The organism is Pseudomonas sp. M47T1, from assembly GCF_000263855.1.
GTDB lineage: Bacteria > Pseudomonadota > Gammaproteobacteria > Pseudomonadales > Pseudomonadaceae > Aquipseudomonas.
This window is the reverse complement of the sequence record NZ_AJWX01000008.1, coordinates 85,675-102,438: the sequence shown is the minus strand read 5'-3', so window position 1 is coordinate 102,438 and position 16,764 is coordinate 85,675. Positions and strand designations below refer to the sequence as shown.

The window sequence follows — 16,764 nt, the reverse complement described above, 5'->3', positions numbered from 1 at the left end:
GACGCTAAAGCTGGACTTGAGCAAGCGTGCGCAAGGCAATGCCCCTGAGTCTTTCGCGGATGCCCTCTCGGTGCGGCGCATGCGCCGCCGGATCGAATACATAGATGCCGCCGCTCATGCGCATCAGCACTTCCGGCGTTTGTTGGGTGGTCTTCGCCCGGCCCTTGATCTGCACGCCGAAGGTGGTGAGCGTGATTTCCCCATGCCTATCAAGCTCGCAAGGGACGATCACCCAAGAGAGCAAACGCGCATCCCCCCTGCCATCACCGGTCAACCAGTTCGCCACGAATTGGCGAACCCCCAGGCTCCCCAACACTCGTTGGGCCAGGTCAAACAGCGCTTGCGGGTCGCTATAGCCCTTGATATTCAGCTCAAGTGAATCAAGGTCTGCATTATCGGAGATGAACAGTGGCTGGGTCGTGACCGTGGCCTGCCACTGGCAGCCATGGCGCTCCAGGCAGTTGACGTAGTAAAGCCTCCAAGCATCCCAGTAAACCTCGCGGTTGTGCATCCTGGTCGCAACGCGGTCGCTTTCCTGAAGCAATGCACAGATATCCGAGCGATCAACGTCGCGGATGCCCGGATCGAAAGAAACCACATGATCAGCGGTTTCCATATCAATGGCCTCCCTTGCCTGCGCGGGTGTCCGGCTTGTCGATGCGCAGAAGTTCGCTGGTAACGCGCGCACTCAGCCGTTCGATCATCTCGCCTCTATAGTCCGGAAACTGCCAGGGGTCCGGGCGGGCACTCAGCCACGACGCCGTCACTTTCCCCTGGATGTGGCAACTTTTGAACGTTGCCTGGGTGATATCGTCACTCACCACCTGACGCGTCTTGAAATGGACCAACAGCACGTTCATTCGCGCGCCTGAATGCGCCGTACCCAATAAAGCGGCAACTTGACGCAACGGCTCTTCGCCATCGCCCAGCACACCAACGGACTGGCGGCTGAACTGATCCAGGCCCTGCCTGCTGAGCCGCGAATCCCCAGCGCGGACTGCCTGGGCAATGCCATTCACGTCGAAGGGCAGGCCTCGGCGTGCCAAGGCACCGAGCACATCGCTCAACGTGAACGCGAGCGAGCCGGGGTAACGCTCATTCATGTGCCCCTCTTTCAGCACACTCCAGCCCAGGCTGCGCAGGCAATTCTGGTACACGTCAAACCAGCCTTCGATGTGCTGAAGCCTATCGACTTTCTTCGACGCTGCCAGTTGGAAGTAAAGCGTTGATTGCAGAGTGTCCTGCTTGTCGGTGGCCGAAAGGTCCGCATCAAGAAAAAGCAGGTGCCCTGCATCCAGCCAGGTTTCGTAGGTAACAGGTGGCATACCGTACTCCTTGTACAGGCCAGCACACTGAATGGGCAGGCACCCTCCGGACGCCTGCGCATACGTCCGTCAAATGGCGAATTCGGCCATTTTGCGCTTGCGGGCTTCGCCAAGTTTTTCCCTGATCAGATCGCGGGAGTCCTCCACGCCGATTTCATCCATCCAGAACACCGTCTTGGCCTGATAGATTTTCAGGCTGGAGCTGTCCCAGTTGGTGAACAAAACGCTGGTTGCGTTCTCATGGCCGGTGTACTGGACCATGGCCAGCGCCATGCAAACGTCACCGTCTTCTTCCACCACGCTGCCGATGCCGAAGTTGGCGCCACTGTCGGTCTTGGCACTGCTGTCAAACAACTTGAGTGCGGAATCTTCACTGGCCACCACAGCCACCGCCTTGCGCGCCGACTCCAGGGCTTCAAGCGTGCCTGCCGGGCCCATTGCCGCACTGATGATTGCGCCCTTGAGTATTTCGACGGCAACCTTCTCCATGCTCAGGTGCTTTTCCCTTGAGGTATAAGCGCGATAGGACATGTCTTTGGCAACCCAACCCGCCAGCGCCATCACCTGGCAAAACGCCTTGTACCAGTCCTCACCAGCAGCGTAGGAACCGTACTTGTTGTCGGCAGCCATGGTTGCGTAAAGGTAGGCGTTCTTGATGTCCTGCCGGTAGGCGCGGCTGACGCCCTTGGTAAACGCCAGCAACCCGTTTGCCACCACGGCAGCGGACTCATCCTGGCTGGTAACGGCCCGCGGCAGGGCATCGTCTTCGCTGTGGAACGCGCGCAGCATGGCCAACCGTTGCGGCTTGGAAACAATGGTGATTTTATCCATGACAATTCCCTTTTCATGAAGCAAGTTCGGCGTGAACTTGATGCACGACACGTTAATGACGTGGGGCTTTTCAGGGAACGGGGAAACGTCCTACCGGCAAGCTCCGGCGACCTGCCTGGGCAGGTTGCCGGGCCGAGGTTCAGGGTTTTTGGCCGTACCAGCGCGGGGTGTACACCCAGCTGCCGCCTTCGGCGCGCGGGAACGCGCAGGTGGTGGACGAACCCACCAGCACCATGGTGCGCATGTCCACCTGCTCAGGCGTCAGTTCACCCAAGGTGATGGTGCGCAGGGTCTGGCCAGGGCGGCCGATATCGCGGCCCAGCACCACGGGGGTTTTGGGGCTGCGGTGCTGGCGCACGATCTCCAGGGCACGGCCCAGCTGCCAGGGACGCGAGCGCGAGATGGGGTTGTAGAACGCCAAGGCCAGGTCGGCCTGGCAGGCCAGGTCCAGGCGTTTTTCGATGATATCCCAGGGCTTGAGGTTGTCCGACAGGGACATCACGCAGAAGTCGTGCCCCAGCGGAGCCCCGGCCTGGGCAGCCGTGGCCAGGGACGCCGAGACACCCGGCAGTATCTCAAGCTCGACGTTGTGCCACGCCGCATCGCTGGACTCGTGCAACGCCTCCAGCACCGCAGCGGCCATGGCGAACACGCCAGGATCACCGGATGAAACCACCACCACCGAACGGCCTTGGGCGGCCAGTTCGAAAGCGTGACGGGCGCGCTGCATCTCTTCGCGGTTGTCGGTGCAGTGCATCACCTGGTCGGGGCGGAACGGCCCGGCCATGCGCACGTAGGTTTCGTAGCCGAGGATATCGTTGGCGCGCGCCAGTTCGGCCTTCACCGCCGGCACCATCAGCTCGGCAGCGCCCGGGCCCAGGCCGATCACGGCCAGGCGGCCGCGCTCGCGGCCAATGTGCGCGACGTCCAGCGGCTGCTTGGCCACCACGATCGCCAATTGCGGGCTTACGCCAAGCGCTGGCAGCAGTTGCGGCACGGCACGCTCCGCCAGTTCTCGGACGCTGCCAGCCGGCGCTGCGAAGCGCATGGCCACGCCCAGCTCCCGGGCAGCGTCGCGCAGCGCAGGGTTGGCCATTTGCGTATCGCAGGCCAACAGGCAGGCCAGCGATGGCAAGGCAATGCGCGCGTCATGCAAGGCCGCACGCACGCTGCCAGCAATGTCCGCCAGCCCGGCATCCACCGCCACCAGCACATTTTTCGGGTAGATCAGCAACTCATTGGCCGACGGCTCACGAGCCGTGCAACCCACGTGAATGGCTAACTGCGCGTGTTCATCTTCCGGCAGCCTGGCCTCGGCCAGCCAGGGCGCGGCGCCTTCGATGCGCACGGGCTCACCGGCCAGCAAGTCGCTGACGAAGCGCTTGCCCAGTTCCAGGTCGCCCAGGGCATAGCCGCTGGGCGGGTTGAGCAGGCAAGTGCCGAAACGCAGTTCACCGCTGGTGGTGATGGCCGCAGCCACACCCAGGCCGGCGCCCAACTGCCGGGCCATGACGTTCACCCCGCCCAGGCCGCCCAGCAACGGCACTACCGCGCTACCGTCTTCGGCCACGGCCAGCACTGGCGGCTCGGCACCCTTGTCCAACAGCACGCTGGCCAGGCAACGAATCACGATGCCGGCGGCGCATAGGGCAATGAGAGGTGTGTCCTGCTGATACAGCTGGCGCATCAGGGCGCCGAAGTCGGAATAAACGCGATCGGCGCCTTCTACCCGTCCGGCCAGGCCGTGGATCACTGCATCGGGGTAGATGTGCTGAATGCGTCTGGCCGTGGCCAGGCTGCCATTGCCGAGGATGACAATGGCGCAAGCGTTGGAATTCATCAACCCTGCCACCTTTCGCCCGGCACAATGATCAGCGAGAAGTACGGCGACGAAGTCGGGTCCACCTGGTCGATGGGCACGATCTTCTGGTTAGCCATGGTCGCGCGCTCCACGTACAGCGCGCGCTCGGCCAGGCCCAGCTCGGCCAGCACGTCACGTACCTTGGGAAAGTTGCGGCCCAGCTTCATGATCACTGCTGCGTCGGCGTCCGCCAGGCGGCGCTTGAGTTCTTCATGAGGCAGTACGCCCGACAGCACCGACAGGCTCTGGTTGCGATACACCAGTGGCGCGCCCAGCACCGAGGCGCCACCGAGCATTGAGCACACGCCCGGGATCACCTGGGCCTCGTAGCGCTCGGCCAGGCGGTCGTGCAGGTACATGTAGGAGCCGTAGAACATCGGGTCACCTTCACAGATCACCGCCACGTCGCGGCCGGCGTCCAGGTGCGCAGCCACATCGACAGCGGCGGTGTCGTAGAAGTCGCTGATGACCTGTTCATAGGACAACGGCGCAGGCAGCGCCTCGGTGGTCACCGGGTACACCAGCGGCAACAGGGTCTGGGCCTGTTGGAGGTGGCCTTCGATGATGCCGAAAGCGTTGCCCTTCTTGCCCTTGGCCACGAAGTACGCCACCACGGGCGACTCACGCAGCAGGCGCAGGGCCTTGACCGTGATCAGTTCCGGATCGCCCGGGCCTACGCCCAGCCCCAGCAAACGTCCGCGAGCCTGCATCATTCGACCTCCGTGGCCAGCGCGTTGACCGCCGCCGACGCCATGGCGCTGCCGCCGCGGCGACCTTCGACGATCACGAAGGGGATGCCGCGGCTGTCGGCGGCCAGCATGGCCTTGGACTCCGCCGCACCGACGAAGCCTACCGGGAAGCCCAGGATCAGCGCGGGCTTGGGTGCGCCGGCGTCGATCATTTCCAGCAGGTAGAACAGCGCCGTCGGCGCGTTGCCGATGACCACCACCGCGCCTTCCAGGTGCGGGCGCCACAGTTCCAGGGCCACGGCCGAACGGGTATTGCCCAGTTCCTGGGCCAGCGCCGGCACGCTTTCATCGCGCAGGGTGCAGATCACTTCGTTGTTGGCCGGCAGGCGGGCGCGGGTGATGCCCTCGGCCACCATGCGCGCGTCGCACAGGATCGGCGCGCCCTTGGCCAGGGCCTCGCGGCCGGCCTTGCCGGCACCGGGGGAGAAACGCAGGTACTGCACCACGTCCACCAGGCCGCAGGCGTGGATGACTCGCACCGCGAGTTTTTCCAGGTCGGCGGGAATGCCGCTCAGGTCGGCCTCCGCGCGAATGATGGCGAAGGAGTTGCGATAGATCTCCTGACCGTCGCGGATGTAATCAATCATCGGTGTTGCTCCGTGGGCAGGCGGGCCAGCAAGTCACTGGCGGCGTGCAAGTCTAGGTTGCGCGCGCGCAGGGCACCGAAGCCCGGTTGCCCGGCGTCACGCAGATACAGGTCGTAATGGCCGGCCGAGGTGGCCAGCAGGGTCGCCGGCGCCACATGGGCGGCGGCGCAGGATCGGGGGCAGCCGCTCAGGTGCACGGCTTGCGGGTGGGGCAACAAGGTGGCCAGCAGGCGCGCGTCGGCCTTGGTGTCGGCCAGGCCTTTCTTGCAGCCGTCGCTGCCGGTGCAGGCAACCAGGTGCGCCAAGGGTTCGGCGGCGCTGCACAGCAGCCCCAAGGCATCAAGCGCGGCCGTCAGCCGGGGGGCGCACTGGGTGTCGACGTTGGGCACTATCACGCTTTGCCAGGGCGTCAGCCTCAACGTGCCGTCGCCGTGCTGCTCGGCCAGTCGGGCCAGGTCACGCAGCATCGGCGGACCCAAGCGCCCCAAGGGCGGGGCGGCACCGACGAACACCTTGCCCGCCTGGCGCTGCGGATAAGTACCCAGGCGGTCCGTGCCCGCCTTGTTGATTGCAAACGGCCCCAAGCGCAGGGTTACCGCCAGCGGCGCAATGAAATCCTCGGCGCTGACCGTCCCCAGCACATGGCGCATGCGCGTCTGCTCCGGGCTGGCCAGGTCGAGGAAGCGCTCCAGCACCGCGATTGCCAAGGCATGCCCCTGCTGCAACGGTACCGCCGCCAATGCCGTGCCCGGGCAACCGGCCAGGCCGAAGCCCAGCCAGGTCTCGCCATCGAGCAGTAGCGGCGCCAGCCACAGGTCGTGAGCATGTTCGTGCATGGCCAGGGCTTCGCCGCCGTCCAGCAACACCGCGAACTTGGCCGACAACTCATGCAGGCGCTCACGGTGTTGCAAACTGTGCAGAATCTGCTCGGCCAGGGGCCGGGTGTCGAACTGCATGTGCGGGTCGATGCCGGCGCTGGGGCTGAGCATCAGGTTGCGCACATCGTCGCCGCCGCTGCTGCGCGGGCCAAGCCCTGCGGCCAGCAGACCTTCCAGCATGGCCGGGTGCGAGCCGGTGATGCCGCGGATCTGGAGGTTGGCGCGGTTGGTGGCCTCGATCACGCCGCCGGCAAAGTGCTCGGCCGCATGGGCTACGGCCCGCGCCTGCTCGGCGCTCAGCTCACCACCGGCCAGCTTGATGCGGCAAATGCCGCCGTCCAGCGCCTGGACGATGCGCAACAACCCCGGGCAGGCCGAGGGGCGGATCGGCTCCTTCATGGAGCGGGGGGGCTGAGGTGCGGTCAATGCGGCGTCCGGCAATCGTGAAAAGGCGTTGTGAGTGTAGAAGGCGCGGTATTATGCCTGCTTTGTCCGAGCGCATGAAAAGCCTGCCGGTCGGATTAGCTGGTTATGAGGAAGATTCATGTCACCCTGGCTGACTATCGTGGGGATTGGCGAGGACGGTTACCCCGGCCTCGGCAAGTCCGCGCGCCACGCCCTGCTCAACGCCGCACGTATTGTCGGCAGCCCGCGCCAGCTCGAGCTGTTGCCCCACTGCATCGGTGCCGAGCGGCTGCAATGGCCCAGCCCGTTTTCCCTGGCACCGGTACTGGCATTGCGTGGCACTGCGGTGTGCGTGCTGGCCAGCGGCGACCCGATGCTGTTCGGCGTGGGCGCCAGCCTGGCGCGCCAGGTACCCGAGGAAGAGTTGCTGATTCACCCGGCACCGTCTTCCCTGTCGCTGGCAGCGGCCCGCCTGGGCTGGCCGCTGCAGGACGTAACCAGCCTGTCGGTGGTGGCGCGCCCGGTGGCCGCGCTGAATGCGCAACTGGCCAACGGCGTGCGCCTGCTGGTGCTGAGCAACGACGGCCACAGCCCCGCCGCCATCGCACGACTGCTGCGCGAGCAAGGCTATGGTGACAGCCCGATGACCGTGCTGGAGCATCTGGGCGGCCCTGCCGAGCGGCGCCTGTGCTTTACCGCCGCCGATTGCCCCGAAGCGCCAGTAGCCGACCTCAACGTAGTGGCCATTGACTGCCGCGCCGCGGTCGACACCCCGCGCCTGTCGCGCCTGGCCGGCTTGCCCGACAGTGCCTTCCGCCACGACGGCCAGATCACCAAACGTGACGTGCGCGCCATCACCCTCGCCCGCCTGGCCCCGCAGCCCGGCGAGTTGCTGTGGGACGTGGGCGCTGGCAGCGGTTCGATCGGCATCGAATGGATGCGCACACACCCCAGTTGCCGCACCCTGGCCATCGAAAGCGATGACGGCCGTCAGCAATTGATCGAACACAACCGCGACACCCTGGGCGTGCCCGGCCTGCAACTGATACGCGGCCGCGCGCCCCAGGCACTGGAAGGCCTGGAGCGCCCGGACGCGATCTTCATCGGCGGCGGCGTGACCCGCGAAGGCGTGTTCCAGGCCTGCTGGCAGCAGCTCAAGCCCGGCGGCCGCCTGGTAGCCAACGCCGTCACCCTGCAAAGCGAGCTGGCCCTGGCCCACTGGCGCGAACTGCACGGCGGCGACCTGACCCGCATCCACGTGGCCCAGGCGCAGCCGCTGGGCGAGTTCGACACCTGGCGCCAGGCGCTGCCCATCACCCTGCTGGAACTGGTCAAACCCCTTGATGCGTGACGAAACCGCCGAACAACCCGCGCCCCTGCGCAGCGGCCTGACTACCGGCAGTTGCGCCACCGCCACCAGCCTGGCAGCTGCGCGCCTGCTGCTGACCGGCCAGGTGCTGGACGCCGCGCAAATCACCCTGCCCAAGGGCAAGCAGGTTGAGATGCGCCTGGAGTTCTGCCGCCTGCACGAAGACGGCGCCGAGGCTGGCACCCTGAAGGATGCCGGCGATGACCCGGACGTGACCCATGGCGCCCTACTCTACTCCCGCGTACGACTGCTACCCCAGGCGGGCATTCGCTTCGTGGCCGGCAGCGGCGTAGGCACCGTGACGCGCCCCGGCCTGGTACTGGGCGTGGGCGAGCCGGCCATCAACCCGGTGCCGCGGCGCATGATCACCGAGCACCTCACGGCGCTGGCGGTTGAGTGCGCCTATGTCGGCGGTTTCGAAGTAACCGTCAACGTGCAGGACGGCGCCGCCCTCGCGCTGAAAACCATGAACCCACGCCTGGGCATCCTCGGCGGGCTGTCGATTCTGGGCACCAGCGGCATCGTGCGGCCGTTTTCCTGCGCGGCCTACATCGCCTCGATCCACCAGGGCATCGACGTGGCCACCACCAACGGCTTCATGCACATCGCCGCCTGCACCGGCAACGCCAGCGAAGACACCATGCGCCGGGTGTACGACCTGCCGGAAATCGCCCTGATCGAGATGGGCGATTTCGTCGGCGCCGTGCTCAAGCATTTGCGCAAGGTGCCTGTGGATAAACTCAGCCTGTGCGGCGGCTTCGGCAAAATCAGCAAGCTGGCTGCCGGGCACATGGACCTGCACAGCCGCCATTCCAGCATCAACCTTGAACAACTGGCGCAGTGGGCCGCTGACATCGGCGCCGATGAGTCCCTGCAAACCGCCATTCGCTGCGCCAACACTAGCCAGCAGGCACTGGCCATGGCCAGTGCGGTGGGTATCGCGCTGGGTGATGAGGTATGCCGTCACGCCCTGGTCTTTGCCCGCAGCGTGGTGCCTGCCCAGGTGCAGGTGGAAGTGTTCGCCATCGACCGGGTCGGCGGTATTGTCGGGGAAGCGCGATGAAACGCATTTTGTTGCTGGGCGGCGTCACCGAGGCGCTGGCGATTGCCCGCACGCTGGGCCCCGAACACATCTACAGCCTGGCCGGTGTGGGTCGCGTGCCGACCGACCTGCGCTGCCAGGTGCGCGTTGGTGGCTACGGCGGTGCCGAGCTGCTGGCCGCGTTCATGCGCGCCGAAGGCATTACCCTGCTGATCGACGCCACTCATCCCTATGCTGCGCAAATCAGCGCCAATGCCGTGCTGGCGGCTTCGCTGGCCGGCATTCCCTGCTGGGCCCTGCGCAGGCCGGCGTGGCAAGCGCAGGCGGGTGATGACTGGCGTGAATTCGATGGCTGGCCGGCGTTGATCGAGGCGCTGCGGCCGTTCAAGCGACCGTTGTTCACCCTGGGGCGCGAGCCATTGCAGCATTTGCACGAGATTCCCGACGAGCAGTTCTGGACACTGCGTGCCCTGGACAGCTGCGCAGGCAATGAACGCTGCGAGGTGATCGGCGCCCGAGGGCCATTCCACATCGAGGATGAGCGGGCACTGTTTCAGCGACGGCAGATCGACGTGCTGATCAGCAAGAACAGCGGCAGTTCAGCCACTGAGCCCAAGCTTGAGGTGGCACGCGAGAGGGGCACCCCCGTATTGATTCTGGCCCGCCCGCTTCTACCGCTTGCCGATCGGGAATTCAATTGTGTCCCCACGTTGCTGCAATCCCTGTGAACAAACCTGTAGCCGCTGCCGAAGGCTGCGCTGGCCCTTTAGCTCACTGAAAATCCCCAGCGCACACCCCGGCCAGCGAAGCCTGGCGGCAGCGGCTACAGGGGCTGCGCGAGGCGGGACTATCGTGGATAATCCCTCCGCCGTCACCCCACACGCTGCTCATGGATATCCACCATGCTCAAGAAAGTGCTGTTAGCGTTGACCCTGCTGCTGCCCGCCTTCATGGCCCAGGCCCGGGACATTCAGGTGCTGCAAGCCTGGTCGCAGGAACTGCCGCCCAATGCCCCCACCGTTGCCGCCTACTTCACCATTCGCAACGACGGCAACGCTGCCGACCGGCTGTTGAGCGCCAAAAGCCCCATTGCCGATACCGCCGAGATCCATCAACACATGGACAGCGACGGCATGATGAAGATGGCCCCCGTGGAAGCCGTGAACATCGGCGCCGGCGAGCAGGCCACCTTTCAGCCCATGGGTTATCACGTGATGCTGATCAACCCCAGCGACCGCAGCCAGCTGACCGAGGGTGGCCACTTTGCGCTAACCCTGCACTTCCAGAAGGCCGGGGACATCACCGTACAGGTGGACGTGCTCAAGCAAGCCCCGGTTGCCGCGCCCTAAACCATGAAACTGCATGTGCGCCACAGGTCCCGCACCCCGGCCGCCCAACGGGCGACCTGGCTGAGCCTGTTCGCCATGCTGATGATGTTCATCGGCCCGCTGATCTCTCAGTCGATGCCGATGGACCACGACCGCGCCATGCCCATGGAAATGTCCATGGACATGCCCGGCATGGACATGGGCAGCCATCATGGCGACCCCTCGCTGCACCCTATCTGGGAAAAATGCGGCTATTGCAGCCTGTTCTTCCACACCCCCGCGCTGCCCGGCACGCCGGACTACCTGCCCCTGGGCACACCGCTCACCGTGGCCGGGCTGGTGCCCCCTACCCTGCAAGGCCACGCCCGCCAGGCGATATTCCCTGGCGCCCTGACGCGCGCCCCGCCCGCCAGCCGCTTCATCTAGCCCAAACATCACGCCAGGCCCCGTCACGCTGCCACAAGACAGCGGTGGGCGCTTGCCCGTGCCTTTGTGACTAATCGAAGTTGGAATATTCATGTCCAGGTCTACCCCTGCCTTTTTGCGGTCCCCCAAGCGGACCGCCGCTGCCCTGTGCGGCACCCTTTTGTCACCGGCCACATTCGCCGCCACTGCCCTCGACGCGACGGAACTGAGCCCCACGGTGATCACCGCCGTGGCCCCCAGTTCGCCGCTCACCATCGTCACCAACCCCAAGGACCCGCGCCAGCCGGTACCGGCCAGCGACGGCGCCGATTACCTGAAAACCATCCCCGGCTTTTCCGCCATCCGCAGCGGCGGCACCAACGGCGACCCAGTGCTGCGCGGCATGTTCGGCTCGCGCCTGAACATCCTCACCAACGGCGGCAACGTGCTGGGCGCCTGCCCCAACCGCATGGACGCCCCAACGTCCTATATCTCGCCGGAAACCTTCGACCGCCTGACCGTGATCAAGGGGCCGCAAACCGTGCAGTGGGGCCCGGGCGCCTCGGCCGGCACCATCCTGTTCGAGCGCGAGCCGGAGCACTTCGGCGAGCTGGGCAGCCGTTTCAATGCCAGCCTGCTGGCGGGCTCCAACGGCCGATTCGACAAGGTGGTGGATACCGCCGTGGGCAACGCCGACGGTTACGCACGCTTCGTCGGCAATACCTCGCAGTCCGACGACTACAAGGACGGCAACGGCAATACCGTGCCGTCGCGCTGGGACAAATGGAACGGCGACGTCGCCCTGGGCTGGACGCCCGACGCCGACACCTTGCTGGAACTGACAGCTGGCAAGGGCGATGGTGAATCACGCTACGCCGGGCGCGGCATGGACGGCACCCAGTTCAAGCGCGAAAGCCTGGGCCTGCGTTTCGAGAAGAGCAACATCGGCGAGGTGCTGGACAAGGTCGAGGCCCAGGTCTACTACAACTACGCCGACCACGTGATGGACAACTACACCCTGCGCACCCCGTCCGGCACTGGCATGATGGCCAGCCCCATGGCCAGCAACCCCGACCGCCGCACCCTGGGCGCGCGCATCAAGGCCACTTGGAAGTGGGCCGACTGGCAACTGCTCAGCGGCATCGACGCGCAGACCAGCGAGCACCGCAAGCGCAGCGCCATGGGTGTGGACGCCTACAAGGACGTGCCGCGCAGCAAAGACGCGAACATGCAGGATGTGGGCGTTTTCAGTGAGCTGACCTGGTACGCCAGCGGCAATGACCGTGTCATCGGCGGCGCCCGTATGGACCGCGCCCAGGCGCGCGACTATCGGCAGACCACGGGCTCCGGGATGAGCGCCGTGGCCAACCCCACCGCCGATGAGACTCGCGAACAAACGCTGCCCAGCGGCTTCCTGCGTTACGAGCACGATCTGGCCGCAGTCCCCGCCACCACCTACATCGGCCTGGGCCATGTGCAGCGCTTCCCGGATTACTGGGAGCTGTTCTCGCCCACCTCCGGGCCCGGCGCGGTCAACGCCTTCCACGACCTGAAACCGGAGAAAACCACGCAACTGGACTTCGGACTGCAGTACAAGACCGAACAACTGGAAGCCTGGGCCTCCGGCTACGTCGGCCAGGTGCGCGACTTCATCCTGTTCGACTACAGCGGCGGCAGCTCCCAGGCCCGCAACATCGACGCCCGCATCATGGGCGGCGAACTGGGCGCCGCCTACACGCTGAGCGAGCGCTGGAAAGCCGACGCCACCCTGGCCTACGCCTGGGGCAAGAACAGCAGCGACGGCCGCGCCCTGCCGCAAATGCCGCCGCTGGAATCACGCCTGGGCCTGACCTACGCCCAGGACAACTGGAGCGCCGGGGCGCTGTGGCGCCTGGTGGCCGCGCAGAAGCGCGTGGACATCGGCGCTGGCAACGTCGTCGGCAAGGACTACGAGAAAAGCCCCGGCTTCGGCGTGTTCTCGCTCAATGGCGCCTACCGCATCAACCAGCACCTGAAGGTCAGCGCCGGCGTCGACAACCTGTTGAACAAGAACTATGCGGAACACCTGAACCTGGCGGGCAACGCCGGTTTCGGCTACCCGGCCAGCGACCCGCAGGCCGTGAACGAAACCGGTCGCACCTTGTGGACCAAGGTTGATTTGAGCTTCTGAACCCTTTCGGCGGCGCGCCTGGATCGCGCCGCCTTTTGCTACCGTGGAGCGCTCCCTGATGAGCAAGCCAACTACAAATTTCTACAACCTGGCCTGGCGCTGGCACTTCTACGCCGGGCTGTTCGTCGCCCCTTTCATGATCCTGCTGGCGATCACCGGGATCATCTACCTGTTCAAGCCGCAGCTTGACCCGCTGATGTATCGCTCGCTGATGGTCGTCACCCCCGCCGAGCACACCCTCAGTGCCGACGAACTGATGCAGCGCGTGCACAGCCGTTATCCCCACGACGGCATCACCCAATACCTGCCCGCCACCGCCGCCGACCGCAGCGCGCAGTTCGTGCTGAGCGCCAAGGGGCGTGAACTCAACGTGTTCATCAACCCCTACACCGGCGAGGTGCTGGGCGACCAGGACGCCAAACTCAACCTGCAGGCCATCGCCCGCGCGCTGCACGGCGAGCTGATGATCGGCACAGTCGGCGACCGCCTGGTGGAACTGGCCGCAGGCTGGGGCATCGTGCTGGTGGTGTCGGGCCTGTACCTGTGGTGGCCGCGGGGCAAGGCCGGCGCAGGCGTGCTGTGGCCGCGCCTGAATGCGCGGGGCCGGCTGTTCTGGCGCGACCTGCACGGCGTGCTGGGCTTCTGGGGCTCGGCCTTTCTGCTGTTGATGCTGCTCAGCGGCATGACCTGGACCGGCCTGTGGGGCAAGCAATTCGCCCAGGTGTGGAATACCTTCCCCGCCGCCATGTGGGACAACGTACCCAAGTCCGACGTGCAGGCGGGCGAGTTGAACAAAGCCAACCGCCAGACCGTGCCGTGGGCGCTGGAAAACACGCCGATGCCCATGTCGGGCGGCGCCCATGCCGAGCACATGGCCCACGGCGGCCACATGCAGATGCCGGCCGATCCATTGATCAGCCTGCAGCAGGTGGTCGATCTGGCCACAACGCAGCGGATTGAGCCGGGCTACAGCATCACCCTGCCAACCACCGACACCGGCGTGTTCACCGTCTCGGTGTTCGCCGACGACCCGCGCAACGACGCGACCCTGCATGTCGACCAATACACCGGCGAAGTGCTCGCCAACGTCGGCTGGAAAGACTACGGCCCCGTCGCGCGCGCCACCGAAGCTGGGGTGATGCTGCACGAAGGGAAGATGTTCGGGCCGTTCAACCAGATCGCGATTCTGCTGGTGTGCCTGATGATCCTGCTGGGCTCGGCGAGCGGCCTGATCATGTGGTGGAAACGCCGGCCCGTGGGGCAACTGGGGGTGCCGCCGTTGCGGCATGATCTGCCGAAATGGAAAGTGGCGATCGGCATCATGATTGCGCTGGGGGTGATGTTTCCGCTGGTGGGCGTGTCGTTGGCGGTGGTGTGGGCAATCGAGTGGGCGTTGGCGCGTATTCCAAGCTCGAGCGCGGTGCACTCGTAGCAACCCAATCTGGAGACCTGCGAACAAGGCTGGCAGCGCGGGTCTCACAGGCCATGGCCTATGGGATTCGCGTTGTCGGCCTTGTTTGCACGGCATCAGAATGCGTTGCTGCGAAAACGTCCTACAAGGTAACGTCATTTTCAGAAATGTCTGACTTGAGCTCACTCCGTACCAGGGATAGCCTCCCCGGGTCGCTGAAATCAGCGGCCGGGCGTGCAAGCCTGAACCACATCAACAGCAACTGTTAGAATCGTCGCTGGCGTACGCCACGATGATGCTCATGGCGGCTGTTCGCGGGAGGGGTCAACCCTGCCGGAGGTGATGTGGTCCGGTCTTGCACACCTGCGAACAGCTGCCACCCAACCGTGTGCAAGCGGAGAGTGGGCCATGTCCACATCATTTGAGAATGCTTCCATGAGTTTTGATATCCCCAGCACCCACACCCAACCGTTCGGCCCCCGCGACCGCGACAACCTCCCCCTCTTCACCGTCCGCCAAGGCCTGCACCCCGACGACGCCCTGCTCCACGCCTCCCTGCTGCTCGGTTACGCCGGCGCCATCGCCTATGAGGTGGCCGACAGCGATGCCACCGGCGACAAGCTGCTGGCCCGCGCAATCATGCCGCTGATTGAAAGCGCCAAAGCGCTGGTAGACGCCTGCCCCCCGGCCTGAGGGCAGCTCCCACAATGACAGTTGCTGCCGCGGGATTTGTAGCAGCAACTTTGTCAGCAAGACGAACACTGTGGGAGCGGGCTCTGCCCGCGAAGAGAGCGCCGTGGTGTTTCAGATACTTCGCGGCGTTCTTTTCGCGGGTAGAACCCGCTCCCACAGGTTGCTCAACACCATAAAATCTCCCACAGTGCTTGCCTCAGCTCAACGTAGCGGGAGGCGATTGCCAGCAACACCGCTAGCAATGCACCAGCAACGCCCACCCACTCGCACCACCCCGCCAAACGCGCACCAGCCCGGTGCAGCCGTGCGACCTCCACCGCCCTCAAAGCGCCATCCCACGGCGCCGCACCACTTCGGCACACCCCTTGCAACCATCCCCACAGGCGTCGCCATCTGCCCCACTAAAAAAACTCAAGTAATGGAGATTGCACCATGAAGCGTCGTAGCTTGATCAAGGCGTTTACCCTCACGGCGTCCATCGCCGCCATGGGCATGAGCTGGACCATCCAGGCCGCCGAGACCATCAAGGTCGGTATTCTGCATTCGCTGTCGGGCACCATGGCAATTTCCGAAACCTCGTTGAAAGACGTGGCACTGATGACCATCGACGAGATCAACGCCAAGGGCGGCGTCAATGGCAAAAAACTTGAGCCCGTGGTCGTGGACCCGGCGTCCAACTGGCCGCTGTTCGCTGAAAAGGCCCGCCAGTTGCTGACCCAGGACAAGGTCGCCGTGGTGTTCGGCTGCTGGACCTCGGTGTCGCGCAAGTCGGTGCTGCCGGTGTTCGAAGAACTCAACGGCTTGCTGTTCTACCCTGTGCAATATGAAGGCGAGGAAATGTCGCCTAACGTGTTCTACACGGGTGCGGCGCCTAACCAGCAGGCCATCCCGGCGGTGGAATACCTGATGAGCGAAGACGGCGGCAGCGCCAAGCGCTTCTTCCTGCTGGGCACCGACTACGTGTACCCACGCACCACCAACAAGATTCTGCGTTCCTTCCTGCACTCCAAAGGCGTGAAGGACAGCGACATCGAAGAGGTCTACACCCCGTTCGGCCACGCCGATTACCAGACCATTGTCGCCAACATCAAGAAATTCTCGGCCGGCGGCAAGACCGCGGTGATCTCCACCGTCAACGGCGACTCCAACGTGCCCTTCTACAAGGAACTGGCCAACCAGGGCCTGAAAGCCACCGACGTACCGGTAGTGGCCTTCTCGGTAGGCGAGCAGGAACTGCTGGGCATCGACACCAAGCCTCTGGTAGGCAACCTGGCCGCCTGGAACTACTTCCAGTCTGTGGATAACCCGGTCAACACCAAGTTTGTCGCCGACTGGAAGGCCTACGCCAAGGCCCACAACCTGCCGAACGCCGACAAGGCGGTAACCAACGACCCGATGGAAGCCACCTACGTGGGCATCCACATGTGGGCCCAGGCCGCCGAGAAAGCCAAGTCCACCGATGTGGATAAAGTGCGCGAAGCCATGGCCGGCCAGACCTTCGCCGCGCCGTCGGGCTTCACCCTGACCATGGACAAGACCAACCACCACCTGCACAAGCCGGTGATGATCGGCGAGATTCAGGACGACGGTCAGTTCAACGTAGTGTGGCAAACCAAGGAACCAATCCGCGCCCAACCCTGGAGCCCGTACATCCCGGGTAACGACAAGAAGCCTGACTACGCAGTGAAGAGCAATTAAGTACCGCCTTTA

16 protein-coding genes are annotated in these 16,764 nt (G+C 64.9%); 9 read left to right on the top strand and 7 right to left on the bottom strand.

Annotated features, from left to right (window positions below):
- Positions 1 to 4: 4 nt before the first annotated feature.
- The 7 genes from PMM47T1_RS11290 to cobG all read right to left on the bottom strand — a co-directional run bounded on the left by PMM47T1_RS11290 (position 5) and on the right by cobG (position 6,630).
- The gene (locus PMM47T1_RS11290; RefSeq protein ID WP_008368696.1) at positions 5 to 616 is read right to left on the bottom strand and encodes a hypothetical protein; all 612 of its coding nucleotides are present in this window, start codon (positions 614 to 616) and stop codon (positions 5 to 7) included.
- A gap of 1 nt (position 617) precedes the next feature.
- Positions 618 to 1,325 carry a hypothetical protein gene (locus PMM47T1_RS11285; protein ID WP_008368694.1) on the bottom strand — a complete coding sequence of 236 codons (708 nt, stop codon included), beginning with the start codon at positions 1,323 to 1,325 and terminating at the stop codon, positions 618 to 620.
- 69 nt (positions 1,326 to 1,394) lie between these two features.
- Positions 1,395 to 2,156 (bottom strand): hypothetical protein, encoded by a 762-nt coding sequence (locus PMM47T1_RS11280; RefSeq protein ID WP_008368692.1) that lies wholly within the window; start codon positions 2,154 to 2,156, stop codon positions 1,395 to 1,397.
- A 139-nt stretch (positions 2,157 to 2,295) separates the two neighbouring features.
- Complete coding sequence (gene cobJ, locus PMM47T1_RS11275) at positions 2,296 to 3,996, bottom strand: precorrin-3B C(17)-methyltransferase (protein WP_008368690.1); 1,701 nt, start codon at positions 3,994 to 3,996, stop codon at positions 2,296 to 2,298.
- Positions 3,996 to 4,730, bottom strand: a complete 735-nt coding sequence (locus PMM47T1_RS11270; RefSeq protein WP_425224665.1) for a precorrin-2 C(20)-methyltransferase — start codon at positions 4,728 to 4,730, stop codon at positions 3,996 to 3,998. The genes cobJ and PMM47T1_RS11270 overlap by 1 nt, the downstream gene beginning before the upstream one ends.
- Positions 4,727 to 5,353 (bottom strand): precorrin-8X methylmutase, encoded by a 627-nt coding sequence (locus tag PMM47T1_RS11265; RefSeq protein ID WP_008368686.1) that lies wholly within the window; start codon positions 5,351 to 5,353, stop codon positions 4,727 to 4,729. The genes PMM47T1_RS11270 and PMM47T1_RS11265 overlap by 4 nt, the downstream gene beginning before the upstream one ends.
- Positions 5,350 to 6,630, bottom strand: coding sequence for a precorrin-3B synthase (gene cobG / locus PMM47T1_RS11260; protein ID WP_008368684.1), 1,281 nt, complete (start codon positions 6,628 to 6,630; stop codon positions 5,350 to 5,352). The genes PMM47T1_RS11265 and cobG overlap by 4 nt, the downstream gene beginning before the upstream one ends.
- A 145-nt stretch (positions 6,631 to 6,775) precedes the next feature.
- On the opposite strand from cobG, the gene PMM47T1_RS11255 reads away from it, so the two are divergent.
- From PMM47T1_RS11255 to urtA, 9 genes are all read left to right on the top strand, one after another.
- On the top strand, positions 6,776 to 7,987 hold the full coding sequence (locus PMM47T1_RS11255; RefSeq protein ID WP_008368682.1) for a bifunctional cobalt-precorrin-7 (C(5))-methyltransferase/cobalt-precorrin-6B (C(15))-methyltransferase: 1,212 nt from the start codon (positions 6,776 to 6,778) through the stop codon (positions 7,985 to 7,987).
- Positions 7,980 to 9,068, top strand: coding sequence for a cobalt-precorrin-5B (C(1))-methyltransferase (locus PMM47T1_RS11250; protein ID WP_008368680.1), 1,089 nt, complete (start codon positions 7,980 to 7,982; stop codon positions 9,066 to 9,068). The genes PMM47T1_RS11255 and PMM47T1_RS11250 overlap by 8 nt, the downstream gene beginning before the upstream one ends.
- Positions 9,065 to 9,775: a cobalt-precorrin-6A reductase gene (locus tag PMM47T1_RS11245; protein WP_008368678.1), complete on the top strand. Its 711-nt coding sequence runs from the start codon at positions 9,065 to 9,067 to the stop codon at positions 9,773 to 9,775. Before PMM47T1_RS11250 ends, PMM47T1_RS11245 begins: the two co-directional genes overlap by 4 nt.
- 174 nt (positions 9,776 to 9,949) lie before the next feature.
- Positions 9,950 to 10,396: a copper chaperone PCu(A)C gene (locus PMM47T1_RS11240; protein ID WP_008368676.1), complete on the top strand. Its 447-nt coding sequence runs from the start codon at positions 9,950 to 9,952 to the stop codon at positions 10,394 to 10,396.
- A 3-nt stretch (positions 10,397 to 10,399) separates the two neighbouring features.
- Positions 10,400 to 10,801, top strand: coding sequence for a DUF2946 domain-containing protein (locus PMM47T1_RS11235; RefSeq protein WP_008368675.1), 402 nt, complete (start codon positions 10,400 to 10,402; stop codon positions 10,799 to 10,801).
- 91 nt (positions 10,802 to 10,892) lie between these two features.
- Positions 10,893 to 12,950, top strand: a complete 2,058-nt coding sequence (locus PMM47T1_RS11230; RefSeq protein ID WP_050990405.1) for a TonB-dependent copper receptor — start codon at positions 10,893 to 10,895, stop codon at positions 12,948 to 12,950.
- 58 nt (positions 12,951 to 13,008) lie between these two features.
- The gene (locus PMM47T1_RS11225; protein WP_008368671.1) at positions 13,009 to 14,382 is read left to right on the top strand and encodes a PepSY-associated TM helix domain-containing protein; all 1,374 of its coding nucleotides are present in this window, start codon (positions 13,009 to 13,011) and stop codon (positions 14,380 to 14,382) included.
- 387 nt (positions 14,383 to 14,769) lie between these two features.
- Complete coding sequence (locus PMM47T1_RS11220) at positions 14,770 to 15,054, top strand: DUF3077 domain-containing protein (protein WP_157212983.1); 285 nt, start codon at positions 14,770 to 14,772, stop codon at positions 15,052 to 15,054.
- Between the two features lie 432 nt (positions 15,055 to 15,486).
- Complete coding sequence (urtA, locus tag PMM47T1_RS11215) at positions 15,487 to 16,752, top strand: urea ABC transporter substrate-binding protein (protein ID WP_008368667.1); 1,266 nt, start codon at positions 15,487 to 15,489, stop codon at positions 16,750 to 16,752.
- Positions 16,753 to 16,764: the final 12 nt, after the last annotated feature.